Annotated in this window: 15 protein-coding genes; 11 read left to right on the forward strand and 4 right to left on the reverse strand. The window is 59.6% G+C overall.

Annotated features, from left to right (window positions below; all coding sequences use genetic code 11):
• The coding region (locus Q3C01_RS43200; RefSeq protein ID WP_458151420.1) for a hypothetical protein at positions 1-222 on the reverse strand (222 nt) is incomplete at its 3' end.
• Positions 223-542: 320 nt separating this feature from the next.
• Between Q3C01_RS43200 and Q3C01_RS43205 the strand changes: the two genes are divergently transcribed.
• Positions 543-1,424, forward strand: a complete 882-nt coding sequence (locus Q3C01_RS43205) for a helix-turn-helix domain-containing protein (protein ID WP_458151421.1) — start codon at positions 543-545, stop codon at positions 1,422-1,424.
• A 53-nt stretch (positions 1,425-1,477) separates the two neighbouring features.
• On the opposite strand, the gene Q3C01_RS43210 is transcribed toward Q3C01_RS43205, so the two are convergent.
• A complete protein-coding gene (locus Q3C01_RS43210) occupies positions 1,478-2,254 on the reverse strand; it encodes a S1 family peptidase (RefSeq protein WP_458151422.1) in 777 nt (258 codons plus the stop codon).
• Between the two features lie 715 nt (positions 2,255-2,969).
• On the opposite strand from Q3C01_RS43210, the gene Q3C01_RS43215 reads away from it, so the two are divergent.
• The 8 genes from Q3C01_RS43215 to Q3C01_RS43250 all read left to right on the forward strand — a co-directional run bounded on the left by Q3C01_RS43215 (position 2,970) and on the right by Q3C01_RS43250 (position 14,846).
• Entirely contained in the window at positions 2,970-3,908 is a 939-nt protein-coding gene (locus tag Q3C01_RS43215; RefSeq protein WP_458151423.1) for a helix-turn-helix transcriptional regulator, read from the forward strand.
• 298 nt (positions 3,909-4,206) lie between these two features.
• Positions 4,207-5,808, forward strand: coding sequence for an arylsulfatase (locus Q3C01_RS43220; protein WP_458151433.1), 1,602 nt, complete (start codon positions 4,207-4,209; stop codon positions 5,806-5,808).
• Positions 5,809-5,995: 187 nt separating this feature from the next.
• Positions 5,996-7,594, forward strand: coding sequence for an arylsulfatase (locus Q3C01_RS43225; protein WP_458151424.1), 1,599 nt, complete (start codon positions 5,996-5,998; stop codon positions 7,592-7,594).
• 138 nt (positions 7,595-7,732) lie between these two features.
• Positions 7,733-8,665 carry an HAD family hydrolase gene (locus Q3C01_RS43230; RefSeq protein WP_458151425.1) on the forward strand — a complete coding sequence of 311 codons (933 nt, stop codon included), beginning with the start codon at positions 7,733-7,735 and terminating at the stop codon, positions 8,663-8,665.
• A 138-nt stretch (positions 8,666-8,803) separates the two neighbouring features.
• The gene (locus tag Q3C01_RS43235) at positions 8,804-9,259 is read left to right on the forward strand and encodes a TolC family protein (protein WP_458151426.1); all 456 of its coding nucleotides are present in this window, start codon (positions 8,804-8,806) and stop codon (positions 9,257-9,259) included.
• Positions 9,260-9,413: 154 nt separating this feature from the next.
• Positions 9,414-9,704, forward strand: a complete 291-nt coding sequence (locus tag Q3C01_RS43240; RefSeq protein ID WP_458151427.1) for a hypothetical protein — start codon at positions 9,414-9,416, stop codon at positions 9,702-9,704.
• 1,429 nt (positions 9,705-11,133) lie between these two features.
• Positions 11,134-13,275 (forward strand): multiheme c-type cytochrome, encoded by a 2,142-nt coding sequence (locus tag Q3C01_RS43245; RefSeq protein WP_458151434.1) that lies wholly within the window; start codon positions 11,134-11,136, stop codon positions 13,273-13,275.
• A gap of 488 nt (positions 13,276-13,763) precedes the next feature.
• Positions 13,764-14,846 carry a SphA family protein gene (locus tag Q3C01_RS43250; protein WP_458151428.1) on the forward strand — a complete coding sequence of 361 codons (1,083 nt, stop codon included), beginning with the start codon at positions 13,764-13,766 and terminating at the stop codon, positions 14,844-14,846.
• Here the strand turns inward: Q3C01_RS43250 and Q3C01_RS43255 are convergent.
• The gene (locus Q3C01_RS43255) at positions 14,823-15,056 is read right to left on the reverse strand and encodes a hypothetical protein (protein WP_458151429.1); all 234 of its coding nucleotides are present in this window, start codon (positions 15,054-15,056) and stop codon (positions 14,823-14,825) included. The two genes, Q3C01_RS43250 and Q3C01_RS43255, sit on opposite strands and share 24 nt — an antisense overlap.
• A gap of 374 nt (positions 15,057-15,430) precedes the next feature.
• Here Q3C01_RS43255 and Q3C01_RS43260 point away from each other — a divergent pair, with 374 nt between their 5' ends.
• Entirely contained in the window at positions 15,431-15,829 is a 399-nt protein-coding gene (locus tag Q3C01_RS43260) for a hypothetical protein (protein ID WP_458151430.1), read from the forward strand.
• Positions 15,830-16,347: 518 nt separating this feature from the next.
• Positions 16,348-16,722, forward strand: a complete 375-nt coding sequence (locus tag Q3C01_RS43265) for a DUF1330 domain-containing protein (RefSeq protein WP_458151431.1) — start codon at positions 16,348-16,350, stop codon at positions 16,720-16,722.
• 781 nt (positions 16,723-17,503) lie between these two features.
• On the opposite strand, the gene Q3C01_RS43270 is transcribed toward Q3C01_RS43265, so the two are convergent.
• Positions 17,504-17,731: a hypothetical protein gene (locus Q3C01_RS43270; protein WP_458151432.1), complete on the reverse strand. Its 228-nt coding sequence runs from the start codon at positions 17,729-17,731 to the stop codon at positions 17,504-17,506.
• Between the last annotated feature and the right edge of the window lie 338 nt (positions 17,732-18,069).

Raw genomic sequence — 18,069 nt, forward strand, 5'->3', positions numbered from 1 at the left:
CATGGAGGCGCTGTTTCTGGTCGCAGAGCGAGGCGGCCCGACGATATTCGCCCGCATCGGCATCATGCGCCTTGAACCGCGGGAGGCCGGCTCGATGTCGCGTTCGACCTCGCAGCTAGGAACACTTGGAGCGTCGTCGACACGAAGCGATTTCCGTTTGAGACGCCGCGAACGCCCATAAGATGTTGAGCTAACTGCGTTGCGCAGCAACTCGCCGTTCATGTCACAATTCCCGCATTGATTTATGTCAACAGTGGTGCACGCATCACAAGTATGAAGGGCTACAATACAACCCCCATTTGGGTGTCGCCGCGACCACCCTGCTCTGCTTTTGCGATCCGAAGCCGATTCCACGGATGCTGGCGCGCGTCTTGTCGGACAGATAACAACCTCTGTTTTTTCAGGGGAGAATAGCAGTGGCGTGGAGTAGAGTATTTAATTTTACCGAACCGTCGACGTGCTCCGCAGTCATTCGGTCTGCACAACTCGAACTGATCCCGACCGTGAGGGGACGTTTCCATGCCGAGATCACACAGATCGGTATGAACAGGCTCCTGGTTCATCGGATTCATGTGTCCCTTCCTCAGGTCAATACTGTCGCGGTCAAGCCCGGGCGTAGATCGATCGGCTTTCTTTCCGAACCCGGTTCGTCACGATTCCTGCACTGTGGCCTCGAGATTTTGCCCGGCGACATCGTAGTGAACCGGTCCGACGTCGTACATCAACGATCCGACGCTAACCTTCACTACGGAGCAATGTCTCTTCCGATTGATGATCTGGATGCTGCTGCTGAGACGATAGTCGGCCGTGAGTTTCCGAAAACGCCGCAAAAGCAAGTCGTTCGCCCACATTCTGCACTGACGGTCCGACTGTTGAAGTTGCATAAGAGCGTCGGGCAGCTTGCCCATGATAATCCGCATATCCTTGAGTTGCCGCAAGTGCTTCGGTCGTTAGAGCATGAGCTCGTTCACCTCATGGTAAGGTGCCTCACCGAAGGCGCTGCCGTCGAGCCAACCGCAGGGGGCCGTCGCCACGAGACCATCGTGGCGCGGTTTGAAGAATTCTTGGAAGCAAATCCCAGCCGGCCGCTCTATCTCGCCGAAATTTGCGCGGCGATCGGTGTTGCCGAGCGATCGCTTCGCGCCTCCTGCGAAGAGCATCTCGGCATGGGCCCAATCCGCTATCTCACCTTGCGCCGGATGCACCTCGTGCGGCGGGCGCTCCTGAGTTCAGATCCGTGGAAGGCGACCGTCACGCAGATCGTTACTGACCACGGCTTTTGGGAACTCGGGCGTTTTTCGGGTGCCTACAATCTGCTGTTCGGAGAAACACCCTCGTATACACTGCGCCGTCCCGCGGAGCCGCCGGAAGTCCATCACAATCGTCCCGCATCGCTGGCAGTCACACACTTGCGGATCGCTTGAGCCAAATGCAGGGACCCCGGAAATGCCGTAGTCGGACCGGACTGCGATCAGCCTCAATCGTCCGCCTTCCCTTGCTGCGGAACAAGCGCCGGAGCGGCGAGAGCCGCCTCATCGAGCGCCTGGGCGGGCACAGAAGCGACGTTGGGCATTCCCCATGCTGTAGAGATTCGTATTTGGCGGGACGCCCATACCAAAGTTTGCGTGAACACATGGCTGATGACCGCAGCGACGCGGCCGTCGCAATCGACCACCGGCGCTCCGGAAGCGCCGTGATCGATGACAAAGCGGTTCTCGCCTTCATAAATTTCGAGGAGCGCCATGCTGTCGAGCTTCCCACCATCTCCCAATCGAACGAACCGCCCTTCTACGAGGTGCGGGCGGCCGGCCGGATAGGCGAACGTCATGACCTGCTCTTCCGGTACGAGCGGCTTGGTCCGGATCGCAAAGCTCCGCGCGGTGGAAACGGGCCGTTGGAGTTCGATCACGGCCAGTCTTTCTCCGGCACCTCCCGCCAGGCGCTGGATGCGCGCCCCGATGAACTGGGCGCCATCTTCGTCCCTGATCTCGAGCGGCCTCCAATCCTCTGTCGAGAGCTTCATCGCCCCGGTGACGTGTTCGGCGGTGACGATCGTCGCCGGGGACAGGAACCAACCAGTGCCCCGGATGCCGACCACGTTGGGATGCGCGTCGCGTTCCGTGTCATCCCAATACCGCATGATGCTGACGGTCGAGTGTGCAAGCTGCGCGGGATCAATGCACGCTGCACTAACCGGAGTGCTTGCAAGAACAATGAAAAGAACAAGCAGCCGCCAAGCGGTACGTCGATGCATCGCAATGTCCCCCGTTCCCCAGACTGAGGGGAAGATGAACTCTGCGACGGGGCAATAGGAAAGATCGACTTATCCAGAAGGGCTCTCCGGAATCCGGGACTTTTCGCGCCTCACTGTCACGCTTTTGTCACAGACGCTCCCGCTGGGATACGACCAGGAAGAATGGATTCTGGGGCCGCTTATGCGGCTGCTCAGCGCGGGCCAATGGCGCGCAAACCGAATGTTACACCAGCGGAGCGCGCGTCATCTCAATAAACCCGGCACATGGCTGCAACTCTTGCTTTAATCTCCGACCAGTTTCGCGCCTTCTTTTTGCTTGCTTCCTTCAAATTTGTCACGGGCGTTGTGCTTGCACCTCCACTCATCTGAAGACAAACCAAACGATCCAATAATTCGTGCCGAAAATGCATAGCGAGCTTGGGGCGGCTGGATATCGTTGTTTCGGCCGGGCTGAAACCTATCCGCCCAGCACGTGTCCGATCACGTGTGAGGCTGGGCGTGTTGTCGATCACGGAAGTACCCGTGCGCGCAGCACCTAACGAGAGATCATCTGCCAGCATGCCGGAATTGCATATTCGTCACATTCCACCCACCGGACCGAGCTTCCGAACCTGCATAGCCGAAGGCGGCCAGTTGCCTGATACTGCTGCGTGCGGTGAGACCAATAATTCAACTGGTCGCAACAATTGTCCGCCGGTCCAACAGGACGGGACACATGGCAGAGACTTGCACACTCACCTTTGGCGATCCCGATAGTTACTCAGCCGGATTCGCCGATGCATTTATCAATCTCACGATAACAGGTGCCGGCGATTTCAAGGCACGGCTGACACGGCTGAAATTGAAGGATCTGGAAATCTGTCTATGTTGCGAGAACCTTCCCCGCATTGCCTATGTCTCGCTACCCCCGGAGCGAACGTTCCTATCGTTTCCAGTGGGTGCGCAGTCTCTCATATCCGACGGATTTACTTTGCGTAGCGGCGACGTGGTTTTGCACGGTCGTGGCCAACCCACGCATCAACAATCCAACGGCGCATGCCAATGGGGTTTGATGGCGCTATCGCCTGGGCTACTTGAGAGTTGCAGCAAGGCATTGACGGGTCGGACGATTGCGCCGCCGCGCACAAGCAAGATACTCCGCCCGGCGCAGGCGGAGGCATTGAGATTCCAGCGTCTTTTCGCGAAAGCCTGCCGCCTTGCGGAAAGGCGCAAACTGACTACCGAGGCCGCAAGAGCGCTGGAGCGGGAACTACTTCACGCGACGATCAATTGCCTGGCCGCCAACGAGACGGGCGACAATCCCAAGACTAGACTCCATCACGGCGCGGTGATCGTTCGTTTCGAAGAAGCGATAAGCAAACGCATCGACCAAAAGCTAAGCATGTCCGCGCTTTGTACAGAGATCGGCGTGCCAGAGCGAACACTGCGCATGTGCTGCACTGAATTTTTTGGCGTAAGCCCCATGCGATATCTCTTATTGCGACGATTGAACAAGGCTCGCGCCGCGCTGCGACGTGCCGATCCTTCGACAACGAGCGTGTCGGAAGTCGCCCGAAATCATCAGTTCCTCGAGCTTGGGCGGTTCGCGGTGACGTATCGCATCACCTTCGGTGAATCACCTTCGGCCACACTGCAACAGGCTCCGCAAAGTTAAGCGCGAGCTGCCGAAATCGCATAGCGCAACCACGGCACTTCGGCGAATTTTCCAGTCGCGAGAGCGTCGACCGAAAACGCGGGGCACGATCCCGTATGGATAAGGAGCAAAGGCTCGGTCGACGGGTGGAGGTGGGCGAAGGCTGCGGCCCGGGCTTAGGCAGCCGATATCAAGGGAAGCAACCATGAGCATGTTCAGAACAATCTGGGGCGCTCTTGCCGTGTTGTGTACCACCACGACAATAGCGAGCATTCCTGCCTCCGCCCAGCAGGGACAAAAGCCCAACATCCTCTTCATCATGGGCGACGACATCGGATGGATGCAGCCGAGCATCTATCACCGCGGGTTGATGGTTGGCGAGACGCCGAACATCGATCGCATCGGAAATGAAGGCGCGATGTTCGTGGATTACGTCGCCATGCAGAGCTGCACCTCCGGTCGCAACGCGTTCTTCACCGGCATGTATCCGCTGCGCACCGGCATGATCCCGCCGCAGCTCCCGGGGAGCCCGTCCTACCTGCGGCCCGGCACGCCGGCGCTCGCCCAATTCCTGCTCGATCTCGGCTACAACACGGGTGAGTTCGGCAAGAACCACCTCGGCGACCACACCGAGGCTCTGCCGACCGCGCACGGCTTCCAGGAATACTGGGGCTACCTCTATCACCTCGATGCGATGCAGGGGGTGAGCTTTCCCGACATCAACAAGACTCCGCTCCAGCAGACCGTTGCGCCGCCGTGCAAGAACACGCCGATCCCCGGCGTGCCGGAAGTGCCTGGCGCGGTGGACGCCAAGACTACGGTCTGTTTGACGCCTCCGCGCAATATGCTGTCATGCAAATCCTCGGACGGCACTGGCAAGAACCAAATGTGCAGTGACGAAGGACCGCTGACGCTGGAGCGCTCCAAGACAGTCGACGAGGAGATCTCGACCAAGGTCATCGACTTCCTTGATCGCAATGACCCGAAGAAAACCAACAAACCCTTCTTCGTCTGGTACAACCCGGCGCGCATGCACGTCACGACCGTGTTGCCGCCGAAGTACGAGGCCATGATGGGCGAGCAGGGCGGGAAGGATTGGGGACTCCAAGAAGCTGGCATGAAGCAACTCGATGACAACATCGGGCTTGTCCTGAAGAAGCTTGACGACATGGGGCAGACCGACAATACGATCGTCGTGTTCACCACCGACAACGGCGCCGAGGCGATCACCTTCCCGGACGGCGGCGTGACACCGTTCAAAGGCCAGAAGGGCGAGGCCTGGGAAGGCGGCTACCGCGCCCCGATGGTGATCCGCTGGCCAGGGCATATCAAGCCGGGCACGGTGAAGAACCAACTGTTCGCCGCGCTGGACTGGGTGCCCACGCTCGTCGATATCGCCGGCGGCCCCAAGGGCGACGAGTTGAAGCAGCAGATCGAGGCAGGGAAGTACCCCGGTATCGTCAAGACGACCCTCGATGGCTTCGACCAGCGCGACTATCTCGAAGGCAAGTCCGAAAAGTCGGCCCGCGATCACTTCTTCTATTTCTCGGGCGCAACGCCGTCGGCGGTGCGCTACAAGAACTGGAAGATGTACTACACGATGTCGCAGCCCGGGCCGGCCGGCTGGATCATGCCGCTCGTCCCGTTCCACTTCACGCTCGTCCAGAACATCAAACGTGATCCCTTCGAGCAGGCGGTCGGCATCGACCAAAAGACGGCCCTGAGCATCGGAGGAGCGCTCGGCGGCCCGACGACTGCTTTTCTGTACGACTGGAACCTCCTGCCTATCGGCCAACAGCTTTGGCTGCAGCATCTGACAACGTACGAGAAGTACCCGCCACTGCAGGCGCCTGAAAGCTACAACCTCAGCGGAGTCCTGGAAGAGGTCAAAAAGGCCAATTCCCGTTCAGCGAGTGACTAGGTGCATGAAGCAAGGGTCATATGAACGGGCGGGCGCCCCACGGGGGCGTCCGCCCGCCACCGATGAAGTGACGAAGCTTTCCAACACGGGTGATGCGAGCTCTACTGGATCACGGAACTGGATCACGGATCGAACAGAGCTCGCAGATCAGCTGAGCCGGTCCCGAGCCGGGTTTGGAGGATTGATCATGTACAATCTGAAAAACACGGCTCTCGGGCTGCTCGCGGTACTCGCAGCTGCAACGACAATCGCTGCACCGACATCAGCACAGCAGCCGCAGAAGCCTAATATCCTCGTCATCATGGCCGACGATATCGGGTACTGGAACATCAGCGCCTACAACCGGGGACAGATGGGCTATCGCACGCCCAACATCGATCGTATCGCCAATGAGGGCGCGATCTTCACCGACTATTATGGTCAGCAATCCTGCACTGCGGGGCGCGCCGCATTCATTACTGGACAAAGCCCGCTGCGCACGGGACTTTTGAAGGTTGGCCTGCCAGCGGCAAAGGAGGGATTATCCGACAAGGATCCGACAATTGCCGAACTACTGAAGCCCCAGGGCTATTCAACCGGACAATTCGGCAAAAACCATCTCGGCGATCGCAACGAATTCCTGCCGACTGTACACGGCTTCGATGAGTTTTTCGGCAATCTCTACCATCTCAATGCCGAGGACGAACCGGAGCACACAGACTATCCGAAAAATCCAGCGTTCAGGGCACAGTTCGGTCCGCGCGGGGTCCTGAAATGTGTCGCAACCTCGACCGACGCGCCTGGTGACGATCCGCGCTTTGGTCCCTGGGGCAAACAAAAGTGCGAAGACACCGGGCCACTCACCAAGAAGCGCATGGAAACAGTCGACGAGGAGTTCCTCAAAGCCTCGACAGATTTCATCGAACGTGCCAACCGCGAGAATAAGCCGTTCTTCGTCTGGTTCAATCCGAGCCGGATGCACATCTGGACCCGCCTCAAGCCTGAGTCACAAGACAAGACAGGGCTTGGCCTCTATCCGGATGGCATGGTCGAGCACGACGGGCAGGTCGGACAGCTATTGAAGAAGCTCGATGACCTCGGCATCGCCAACAACACGATCGTGATTTACACAACCGACAACGGCGCCGAAACATTCTCCTGGCCCGACGGCGGCACAACCCCCTTTCGGGGTGAGAAGAACACCAATTGGGAAGGCGGCTATCGCGTGCCGGCGATGGTACGCTGGCCCGGACTGGTCTCTCCCCGCAGCGAGATCAACGATATCTTTTCCGCCGAGGATTGGGCAACCACGCTGGTCGCCGCAGCCGGCGAACCCGATATCAAGAACAAGCTGTTGCAGGGCTATGACGCGGCGGGCAGAAATTTCAAGGTTCACCTCGATGGATACGACCAGCGCGATCTCCTCGCCGGCAAGGGGGCGGACAAGCGCCGCGAGTTCTTCTACTGGACCGACGACGGCAACCTGGCCGGCTTGCGCTACGATCAGTGGAAGGCTGTTTTTTTGGAGCAGCGTGCCCACGGTCTCGATGTCTGGGCGGAGCCTCTGCAGCAGCTGAGGTTACCCAGATTGCTTAACCTGCGATCCGATCCTTTCGAGCGGTCGCAGCACGAATCGGGCGACTACGTGCGATGGTTCATTGAACACGCCTTCCTGCTTGTGCCGGCGCAGGCGATCGTGGCGCAACATATCGCAAGCTTCCGCGAATTCCCCCCGCGCCAGCGGCCCGGCAGCTTCTCGGTCGAGCAGGCGATGGAGAAGCTGAGGCTTCCACCATCGACGAATTAGGAGGTGGCCTTGCTCTCGCTCCTGCACTATCGCACGAACCGTCGCGTTCTGGTTTCGATCTTGACGATGTTGCCCGCCTTATCCGGACCGCTCCTGACGGTTCCGGCATCGGCGCAGACAACCCCGTCCGGAAGCCCATTGCCTTCCTGGAATGATGGCGCGGCGAAACAGGCGATCCTCAACTTCGTGCGCACCACCACTGATCAGGCCAACTCGAACTTCGTGCCGCCGGATGACCGCATTGCGGTGTTCGACCAGGACGGCACGCTCTGGGTCGAGCATCCCATGTACACGCAAGTGCTGTACTGTCTGGAGCGTGTCCCGGGGGTGGTCGAAAGGAAGCCGGAGCTGAAGGACGTCGCACCGTTCAAGACCGTTCTGTCGGGCGATCGGGAGGCGATCGCCAAGCTTTCCTTGCGGGACCTCGAGGAAATCCTGGCTGCGACGCTGACCGGCATGTCGGTCGACGAATTCAACGCCGAAGCGAAGAGGTGGATCGAAACCGCGAGGCATTCGCGCTGGAAACGCCCCTATACCGAGCTCGTTTATCAACCGATGCTCGAAGTACTCCGATTGCTGCGCGACAACGGCTACAAGACCTATATCGTGACCGGCGGCGGGCAAGACTTCGTACGCGTCTACGCCCAGCAAGTCTATGGCATCCCGCCCGAGCAGGTGGTCGGGACTGCGGGCGGAACGAAATATGGCTACGACAAGGACGGCAAACCGTTCCTGACCAAGGAGCCCAAGCTCGTCCTGAACGACGACAACGCAGGCAAGCCAGAGGGGATTCACCTCATGATTGGCCGTCGGCCCTATGCCGCGTTCGGCAACTCGACGGGTGATCGCGAAATGCTTGAGTGGACCGGTGCCGGTGCCGGCGCGCGGCTAACGATGCTGGTGCTGCATGACGATGCCGACCGCGAGTACGCCTACGGCCCGGCGCAAGGTCTGCCAGACAGCAAGGTCGGCATTTTCACTGCCGCACTCTACGAGGAGGCGAAGAAGGACGGCTGGACTGTCATCAGCATGAAGAACGACTGGAAGCGAGTGTTCCCGTTCGAGCAGTAGTGCAACCTCCGCGAGGACGTTTCGAGGGGGCTTGTTCATGTCGTTCCGAACCGCCCTCCCCCGCCCGCGGAGGAAAGGCAACGGTGTTCGTCAGCTTGTGACCGTGTCGCGCGAGAAGGTGGTCCGACGCTAAACGCCATGTTTGGCGTCTTGGATGCATTTACGGTGTTTGCCGTTCTCATCGCGGTGGCAGTGATTGGAATTGTCAGCTTGGGGCAATTGCCCGGCCGCCTCGCAGGAGCGCCGAAAGCTGCGTGCGGCGCCTTGCGAATTGGGACGGTACAGTACGAGCAAGGGGCGACAGATTTCACGACCGTTCTGACTGCCGAGCAGAATCTGTTTCAGGCGGAGAGCAATGTGGCGACAGCCTCGGCCAATGTCGCACTCGGTGCGACCGCCATCTATCGGGCGCTTGGGGGTGGATGGCAGATCCGGGAAGACAGCTATTTCGTCACCGCCGCGACGCGCGAGCAGATGCGGGCACGGACAAACTGGGGAGAACTGCTGCCGCCTGCCGGCCAGCCGCAACCGCCCGCTCCCGGTCTTCCTTCTTCCGCAGATGTTGAGCCAACCGTTCGGCCGCCGGTATGGTGAAGTTTTGGGTCCGCAGTACCCGCATTTTCTTAGACATCAGCCTGACACACCGAGATCAAGAAATCTTGCCGAACATGCATAGCTCGAACAGGGAGTTTCGGCCAACCTTCGACCCGGATGTTTAGCAGAAGCCGTCCCGAAACAAGGACTTGAGATGATGGCGCGTCGGCATTTCCTGATTGCAATCCTTTTGATCGTCGATGGCATACCTCAAGGCGGTGGACCTTTCGGACCAGTCGCATGGGCCGCTGGAAATACAGTCAAGGACATGCTGGCGGCACAGATCCGGACTCAAGGCGTTGCGTGCGAACAACCCAAGCGCGCGATACGAGACGCGAAGCGATCAAAGCCGGACTACGAGGTTTGGGTTTTGCAATGCAGCAACGCCACGTACAGGATTAGTCGCTACCCCGACATGGCAGCGAAGGTGGAGCAACTGAAATAGCGCTCCCTGCATCGCGCCGGGGCCGCGCCTAGCGAACCGCCACGAGCCGAGCACAAACTTCAAAACTCGCGCGCCGTCCAACCGCCGAAGTCACGTTAGGGTTGCCCTGCGAGTGGTCTTAAAGCGCTTTGCTCCCCACATGCTCAAGGATGAAGGGCTGTGCGATTGAACCCCAACTCGATCAACAACGCCGAGCAAAGAACCGAGATGACTGATAATCAGGATCAAATCAGCTCTCGTCACCGCTAGTCCAATGCGTCTGTTTCCGTGATGCAATCGTCGCGCGCGTCGATCAGTCTCTACCAGGCGAAACTGCATAGCGTGCTCAGCGCGCTTCCGCCAAACTTGGCGACCTCCATCAATGGAAGAGAAACAGCAAAGTTCGATAGCGCCGATCATCGCGTGTCGAGCACCGGCCTCGTGTAAATGCACGTGAACATGGCGGATCACACCGTCTCGGCTGGCGATTCCCGAAACCAAACGGAGGCATGCAATGCGCAACAGCAGATTGGCAATCTTAAGCGGTACGGCGATCGTTGCATCAATGCTGGCGCTGGCTCCAGATCCCGCAGCAGCGAGAGGAGGCTTTGGCGGAGGCGGGTTTCATGGCGGAGGCTTTGCGGGAGGAGGTTTCGGCGGCGGATTTAGGGGCGCTGGCTATGCGGGGAGCCAGCGCCATGGCTGTTGGCGGCTTTCGAGGAGGCGCTGTCGTAGCGCGACCAGGCTGGGGCCGCCCGGGTTGGGGCGGCGGCTGGGCTGGATGGCGGCCGGGCTGGCGTGGGGGCGGATGGGGCTGGCCTGTTGCAGCCGGCGTCGGTGCGGGTATCGCTGCCGGAACCTGGGACTATTCGTATACGGGTTATGACCAATGTCTATTTTGGGACGGCTACGGCTGGGTGAACAGCTGCTATCAAGGTTATGGCGACGGGTGGTGAGATGAGGATCGCTTGGCACGCGTCATATTCACCTCGGCACCGCAGGACATGGAGACTTCTGACCGGAATGCTCGGAATTGCCGAATTTGCATAGCCCGCACCAAATCCTTTGATCAATCTCCCTTTTAAAAGGGGTCGGCGTCTAGCGAGTAGGGCCAGTGGCGCGCAAGAAGGGACGAACCGGCAACAGCGACGCGCTGTCAAAGCGCGCCGCCCCATCGAGGCCAGCCGCGGACGCTCGGAACGAAGCTGTCAGCGCTCCCCCCGATCGCTCTCGGACATTGAAGCTGCGGATCGCAGTGTTTGCGTCAATTGCAGCGATCGCGATAGGTAGCCTGGGCATCTACCTCCTCCGCGAGGAAAGAGCCGGCTTGCCCGAGACACTACATCGCACGAGTGCGGCCACTGCTCCCGCCTTCGTCGGCAGCGAAGCCTGCGGCGCATGTCACAAGACTGAAGCTGCGTTGTGGGCCGGGTCCCAGCACCGGCACGCCATGCAGCACGCCAGTGCCGCCTCCGTGCTCGGCGACTTCAACGATGCGAGCTTTGACTACTACGGCGTCCATTCCCGCTTCTTCAAAACGGGGAACAAATTCTTCGTCGAAACCGACGGCGCCGACGGCAAGCTTGCGACCTTCGAGGCGAAATATACCTTCGGAATCGCCCCCCTGCAGCAATATCTGATCGAATTTCCGGATGGCCGAATACAGGCGCTTTCAATCGCCTGGGACAACCGGCCGAAGGACCAGGGCGGCCAACGCTGGTTTCATCTCTATCCAAATGAAGCGATCAAGCACGACGACGTGTTGCATTGGACCAAGCTCAATCAAAACTGGAATTTCATGTGCGCCGAGTGCCATTCGACGGGTGTGCAAAAGAACTACGACGTGGCCAACGACCGTTTCCACACCAACTGGGCGGAGATCAGCGTCGGCTGCGAGGCGTGCCACGGCAAGGGCTCACGACACGTCAACTGGGCATACAGTCAGCGGAGCTGGTGGCCATTCGGACGGGATAACGCCCCTCTGAAGGGACTTGCCGTGTTTCTCGACGAGCGGGACGGCGTGATTTGGAACCGCGATCCCAAGACCGGCAATCCGCAACGCAACCTCTCCCCTGCTGCGATACGCCGGGAAGTCGAGACCTGCGGCTTGTGTCATGCGCGACGAGCACAATTTTCCGAGGACTGGACACCTGGGCGGCCGTTGTCCGACACGCACCAGGTCTCCAATCTAGCCCGCGGCCTCTATCACGCCGACGGGCAGATGCTCGACGAAGTCTACAACTACGGCTCGTTCAAGCAGAGCAAGATGTTTGCAGCAGGCGTCACTTGCAGCGATTGCCACGAGCCGCACGCCGCCAAATTGCGCGCGTCCGACGATGGCCTGTGCTTGCAGTGCCACGCTTCAGACAGCTATGAGGTTGCATCCCATACCCACCACAGTGACGTGACACCAAAAGTCACTTGTGCGTCCTGCCATATGCCGGTCAGCACCTATATGGTGGTTGACAAGCGGCATGATCACAGCCTTCGAATTCCCAGGCCGGATCTTTCCGTGAAACTTGGCACGCCGAACGCCTGCAACAATTGTCACGTCGACAAATCCGCACAATGGGCGACCGATGCAGTCGAGCGCTGGCACGGGCCGGTCCGAAAAGGTTTCCAGAATTACGCTGAGGCTTTCCAGGCTTCTTGGGCTGATCGTAGCGACGCGGCCGCTCTGCTGGCCGTCGTTGCAGCTAGCCCCACAATGCCGGCGATCGCGCGAGCGAGCGCTCTGAGCGAACTTCGATCCCGGGTCTCGCCCGCTAATATCGAGCTTGCCCGCAAGGGCTTGGCCGATCCTGATCCGATGGTTCGGATTGGTGCCCTCGAGATGCTCGACGGCCTTCCAGGCGACCGGCTCTGGCCCCTGGTCTCACCCCTGCTCTCCGATTCAAGCCTTAGCGTTCGTATCAGAGCAGTGTCGGTGCTGGCTGCGGTGCCCGCTGCCAACCAGCCCATCTCCGATCGTGCGGCTTACGAGACGGCAACAGCCGAGTTCATCGCCGCGCAACGTTTCAACGCTGATCGACCTGAAGCTCGCTCAGCGCTCGGAAACTTCTTCGTCAGTCGCGGACTCACCACTGACGCAGAGAGCGAATATAAGAGCGCACTGCGCCTCAGCGCGCAATATGCGCCTGCGGCGATCAATCTCGCAGATTTGTACCGACGACTTGGCCGTGAGGGCGACGGAGCGAGCGTGCTGAGGATAGCCATCGTATCGTCCCCCCGGGACGCAGGACTGCACCATGCGCTCGGGCTCACCCTGACGCGACAGAAGTTACCGGATGATGCAATCGGCGAATTCCGCGACGCGACCGAGCTGGAACCTGAGCGGGCGCGCTACGCCTATGTTTATGGCGTGGCGCTGCATTCATCGGGCCGCATCAATGAGTCGATGAAGGTTCTGAAGGAAAACCTGGCCCGGCATCCCGAAGATCGCGATACCCTGTTGGCGCTGGCAACCTTCAGCCGCGACTCCGGAGATCTAGGTACCGCACTCGACTATCTCGAGCGCCTCTCCCATCTCGCGCCGAACGACCGCAACCTGGCTCGTCTAACCGACGAACTCCGCGCACGTTTGAAACAATAGCCATTGATACGTGACTATTGGCTGACTGCACTGCTGATGCCGCCAGACTTGATCCTTTAGGGCTATCATCATGGGAGGCGGCATCGTGAGTGGTGGTTCCGTTCGCTTAGGTCGGCAGCTAAACATAGGCCAGCACCACGGAGGCGGTGGCGCGCCCACCAGAATGATCCACAATTGTCGCCCGCTGATTTCGTCGGCAGTGTCACTGCACGCTTGGCAGCTGCCTTGCTCAGCCCTCATTCAACAACACTTCGCACCATGGCCTCTCGACCTTTACAACGGTCGTGCGGCGCTGTTGGAAAACCGCAGTGGGTTGTGCGCGGCAACTGTGACACCCGAGACACGGTCTCGAACAAACAGCAGGAGGCCCGCAGGCTTGCCGATTCGGCATAGACGGAGCCCCCCCGTGCCGGACTATGTTGGCGTCGTGGGCATATTTTGGGGGATTGGGGAGAATTAAGACCTAGAAGATTAGGGGGACTGACACAATGTGTGATCTTGGATCGAGGTCAGCACTGCGTCTTTTCTGCATCGGATCGTTTGCCGCTCTGCTGTCGCTTCCCACTCAAATGGCGCGCGCCGACGAAGGCGGCGTCAGCTTTTGGGTGCCCGGCCTCTATGGCAGTCTCGCGGCTGTGCCCCAGCAGGCGCCGGGGTGGTCGGCGACCACCATCTATTGGCATGACTCGGTTTCCGCCGCTGGCGACGTCGCGCGGGCCCGTGAGATCACCATCGGTAATATCCCGGCGAATGTCACGGCCACCGCGAACGCCAACGTCCATGCCAATCTGGATATTGGCTTTTTGATTGCGAACTACGCCTTCGAAACGCCGGTGTTCGGCGGTCAGGCCTCTGCCGGCTTTCTTGCAGCCTACGGCGCCAACAGCACGTCGCTGGCGGGAACCCTCACCGGAACGGTGACGGGTCCGGGCGGCACCACATTTCCTTTCTCGCGCTCCGACAGTATCAACAGCTCGATTATGGGATTTGGTGATGTGTACCCACAGTTCGCGCTGCGCTGGAATGCCGGTGTTAACAACTATATGACCTACATCACCGGGGACGTCCCGGTCGGGATGTACGATTCAGCCCGTCTTGCCAACATAGGGATCGGGCATTGGGCGGTCGACGCCGGCGGCGGCTACACCTATTTGAACCAACAGACCGGGCACGAATTTTCGGCGGTGCTCGGATTCACATACAACTTCAAAAACCCGGCCACCCAATACCAAAGCGGGGTGGACATGCACCTCGACTGGGGCGCGTCGCAATTCCTGACCAAGCAGTGGCAGGTCGGCCTGGTGGGTTATCTCTATCAGGAGATCGGCTGCGACAGCGGCTCCGGTGATCGCGTCGGCTGCTTCCGGTCGCGGGTGCAGGGCATCGGACCGCAGGTTGGTTACATCTTTCCGCTCGCAGACAAGCTGCAGGGCTATCTCAACCTGAAGGCCTACGGCGAATTCGCCAATGCCAGTCGGCCCGCGGGCTGGAACCTCTGGCTGACGTTCAATATTTCGCCTGCAGCGGCAACGCCGCCAACGGCGCCCTCAAGGCCAATGTTCACGAAATAGAAGCGTCTGCTGGGCCGTCTCTGCGGCCAGGCATATGTCGGCGCAAATTTCGGTGGCGCGTGGACCAGCGGCAACCTGGACGTTCCCGGCAACAATTTTTACGGTGGCCTCACTGAGTTTATTGCTGGCATTCAAGCGGGCTACAATTTTCAGGCCGGACACTTCTTGTTCGGCGTCGAAGGTGATTTCGACGGGGCGACGTTCGGCCATCCAGCGCTGCCAACCCCAACACTCGGCTCGAGTCCTCGAGCCAAAAAGCCAGACCTACAACATGTTTTCGTTTGCCTCGTCGAAAGCGGGGGCGATCTCGGCCGCCGTGCTGGCATTGAAAAGCATAAGCTCTCGACCTAGCGTTCGCGGAGCCGCGCAACCCTTTTCTCTGAAGGCGAGCCAGCTTCTGCAAACCGCACGTGGGTGCCACCTGAACCTTACCGGTGGTTCGCACGACAAATGATTGTCCTGGCACTGTCCCACTTTTTCGGGATGACGCGCGGTGTCCGCGTCGAAGAGATCGATTTAGCGACGATTTTACGTCCAATCGCGCGAACGGGCTCCGGTAGTTGACCATTTAATCGGAGAGTTTCATGAGAACCTTCAATCCCTCGGTGCTATTAGTACTTCTCGTTACGCAATCGGCCCCGACACAGGCTGCGGATCTGAACGGAGCCTGGACGATCGACGCCTCGGCCTGCGATCAAATCTTTACCAAAGAGAATAACACGCTTGCGTTCAAGCAAGATGCTGATCTCCACGCGGGCGGAGTGATCGTTCAGGGAAGGCAAATAACCGGCACATTTCAAAAATGTACTGTTAAATCGTTGCACGATGATGGGACTAATGTGCAGGTGACAGCGGCGTGCTCGGACGGCGTAGCGGTTTCGGACGTAACATTCGACTTGAAAATCTCGGGGGAGAATAAGTTTACACTTAGCTCCAAAGCGCCAGTGCCAGTGGAAATGCAGTACGTTCGCTGCTCGCTGTGATGTCCGCGGCGAAGGCTTGAAGAGTACGTGGATGAATGATCCGGCTATCCCAAGCCTAGGCGCAGCGGACGGTAACTAACGGTGTTTGCCTGTCTACTGCCTCGGGTGGGTTCGTAGACGTGGACTTCTGTTTTGGGTCTTCGGCTATCCCCACTAAGCGGACCTCAACGAGGGGCGTCGCCACTTCGCTGACGGGGCCCTTTGAATACGGCCGCAGTATTTGGCCGGCATCAGCCGGGCACGATGGCCAGCCGGGATCGAGGCGTGCAGCACCACTAGGCCTAGGCCTGCGGATCCATATAACTCAGCTTGGAAGTCAGACACTGTCGGAATGGCGTTGTATTGGCGCTCCGTGTGGGAACGATGGGTGGTCCCTTGCCGATCAGTGCAATTACTTGCCGTCATCCTGATATCCCGGTCACGACTTCGTTAGCGCAGTTGCGATGCTACTGGCGCATCGCAACCCAGACCGACAGATAAGCAACCACGGGTAGGCCGAAATCTTCGGAGCAAGTTCCATGCGGTGGATCGGATTTCTGCTTGTTCTCGGGTTTACTTGCCTTGGCACCGTGTCGATTGCAGAGCAGCAGCATCCGGCCTTTGTCATTATTGAGCGAACTGAGACCACTGCAAGCGAATCGATCCAGAACGAGTACGCAAAGCTCGCGCGGGAAATCTTGCCGAGGTACGGCGGGCGCTACCTGGCTCGCAGCCAGAATAATCTCCTTCTGGAGGGAGCAGGCTCCGCGCCGTGTTGTATGGCTATTCTGCAATTCCCAAGCCTGGATGCAGTTCGCAGCTGGTACGAGTCACCCGAAAACCAATCGGCCGCAAAAGTTCGACAGAGCGGCGCCAAATTTCGAATCGTTGCGATTGAAGGCCTGCCCGAGTGACAGGTTGCCACGCCAAAAGTCCGCCTTCGCTGAATACACAGCGGATGCGCGTAAGGCCGCAGGTAGCGCTCGGCCGCATGGAGAGCTCACGGCCAGACCCGGGATCAGCCCAGCCGCACGGCCGCAGATCGAGCTGACGTCGCTCGATCTCAGACCTCCGCAGAAGTGATTTGAGAGAGATCGCTGCCCTTTTTCCTTCTCTCCTTGCGGGGGACGCGGGACGGTAATTTTCTAAATGAAAACAATGGTCTTTGTTTCGTGTGTCCTCCGTTGTGTCCCGATCCTACGGGGCTCCGGGGAAGGCCACTGATGCGCCCGAACTCTAGGCCGCTGTCTGTAGCACAAGGGCCGGAAAAGCGCTTGGCTGCGCTGCGGCCTTGCCGCCGCCCTCCGCAGCGGATTCCGACTCCGGTCGCCGCCGGCATCGAGCCCGTGCAGGATGGGCGCAATCCAAGAAGATCAGCGCGCCATTCCTTTACTCGCTGAAGGCCACCGGCCCGGAGTTCGGCGCCGGAATCAAACTAGCGGTCGAGCGCGGTTGGCTCGAGCTGCACGAGAGCGGGCCTGGAGCGATGTCGTTCTAAGCCGCATCGTCTCGGCCTCGTCGGTGGTCTGCGCGGGTGTGTCCTTGAACCTTCGGCGAGCCCGCGCGCGACCACCGGAAATTCCGGAACGGCGTCAGGCCGGGATCGCGCGGCGATGGGAACCGCGCGGACAGGTTGATGCCGGGCGAGCGATCTATCAGCGCCCGCCCGGCTCTTTTTGCGAGCGCAGAGAGCCTTTAAGCGGTTGTCGCAAACGCCTTGATGTTCCCAAGGATATAGCGCGCGCAGGCGGCGTAGGTCCGCATCTTAATTGCTGGCTCGTAGGTGCTGGCAGCGTCTTGCAACTGATCGAACAGATCGCCCGGCACGATATCGGTGCAATTCCAGACCAGGCCACACGCGCGCGAGATCGAGATTTGTCGCGGCACGTAGGCGATCTCGTACTCGACCGTTGGTTCCGGCAAGCTACCGTCCTACTCAAGCCAAGCCCAGAATGCATCACATGCCGTGTCCCGGACCTGTCCGGGCGCGTGACCGAAACGGAGTTTAGGCATTTAGACCTCCTGTTGTTGGATAGGAGGCCAGAGCGCGCCCCGATCACGCCCGCGCAACTCTTGGCCCGGAGGCCCTGCCATGCCGCGCCACGTCGGGATCACCGACGGTGAGAGCAGCTAAGATCGGGTCGCCACTCTCGACACCATCGAGGATGATGGGCGGTTACGGATAGGCAGAGCCGCCGACGGCCGCGGCAAGCCGCGCCTTGCACTATAGCTGAGAGCCGCGATATTTGACTGATGTTCCT

It is taken from the genome of Bradyrhizobium sp. UFLA05-109 (assembly GCF_054185165.1).

Coding starts and splice junctions, on each gene's coding strand:
- Q3C01_RS43205 (WP_458151421.1), top strand. CDS start 543: ATGAACAGGCTCCTGGTTCATCGGATTCATGTGTCCCTTCCTCAGGTC.
- Q3C01_RS43210 (WP_458151422.1), bottom strand. CDS start 2,254: ATGCATCGACGTACCGCTTGGCGGCTGCTTGTTCTTTTCATTGTTCTT.
- Q3C01_RS43215 (WP_458151423.1), top strand. CDS start 2,970: ATGGCAGAGACTTGCACACTCACCTTTGGCGATCCCGATAGTTACTCA.
- Q3C01_RS43220 (WP_458151433.1), top strand. CDS start 4,207: ATGGGCGACGACATCGGATGGATGCAGCCGAGCATCTATCACCGCGGG.
- Q3C01_RS43225 (WP_458151424.1), top strand. CDS start 5,996: ATGTACAATCTGAAAAACACGGCTCTCGGGCTGCTCGCGGTACTCGCA.
- Q3C01_RS43235 (WP_458151426.1), top strand. CDS start 8,804: ATGTTTGGCGTCTTGGATGCATTTACGGTGTTTGCCGTTCTCATCGCG.
- Q3C01_RS43240 (WP_458151427.1), top strand. CDS start 9,414: ATGATGGCGCGTCGGCATTTCCTGATTGCAATCCTTTTGATCGTCGAT.
- Q3C01_RS43245 (WP_458151434.1), top strand. CDS start 11,134: ATGCAGCACGCCAGTGCCGCCTCCGTGCTCGGCGACTTCAACGATGCG.
- Q3C01_RS43250 (WP_458151428.1), top strand. CDS start 13,764: ATGTGTGATCTTGGATCGAGGTCAGCACTGCGTCTTTTCTGCATCGGA.
- Q3C01_RS43255 (WP_458151429.1), bottom strand. CDS start 15,056: ATGGCCGAACGTCGCCCCGTCGAAATCACCTTCGACGCCGAACAAGAA.
- Q3C01_RS43260 (WP_458151430.1), top strand. CDS start 15,431: ATGAGAACCTTCAATCCCTCGGTGCTATTAGTACTTCTCGTTACGCAA.
- Q3C01_RS43265 (WP_458151431.1), top strand. CDS start 16,348: ATGCGGTGGATCGGATTTCTGCTTGTTCTCGGGTTTACTTGCCTTGGC.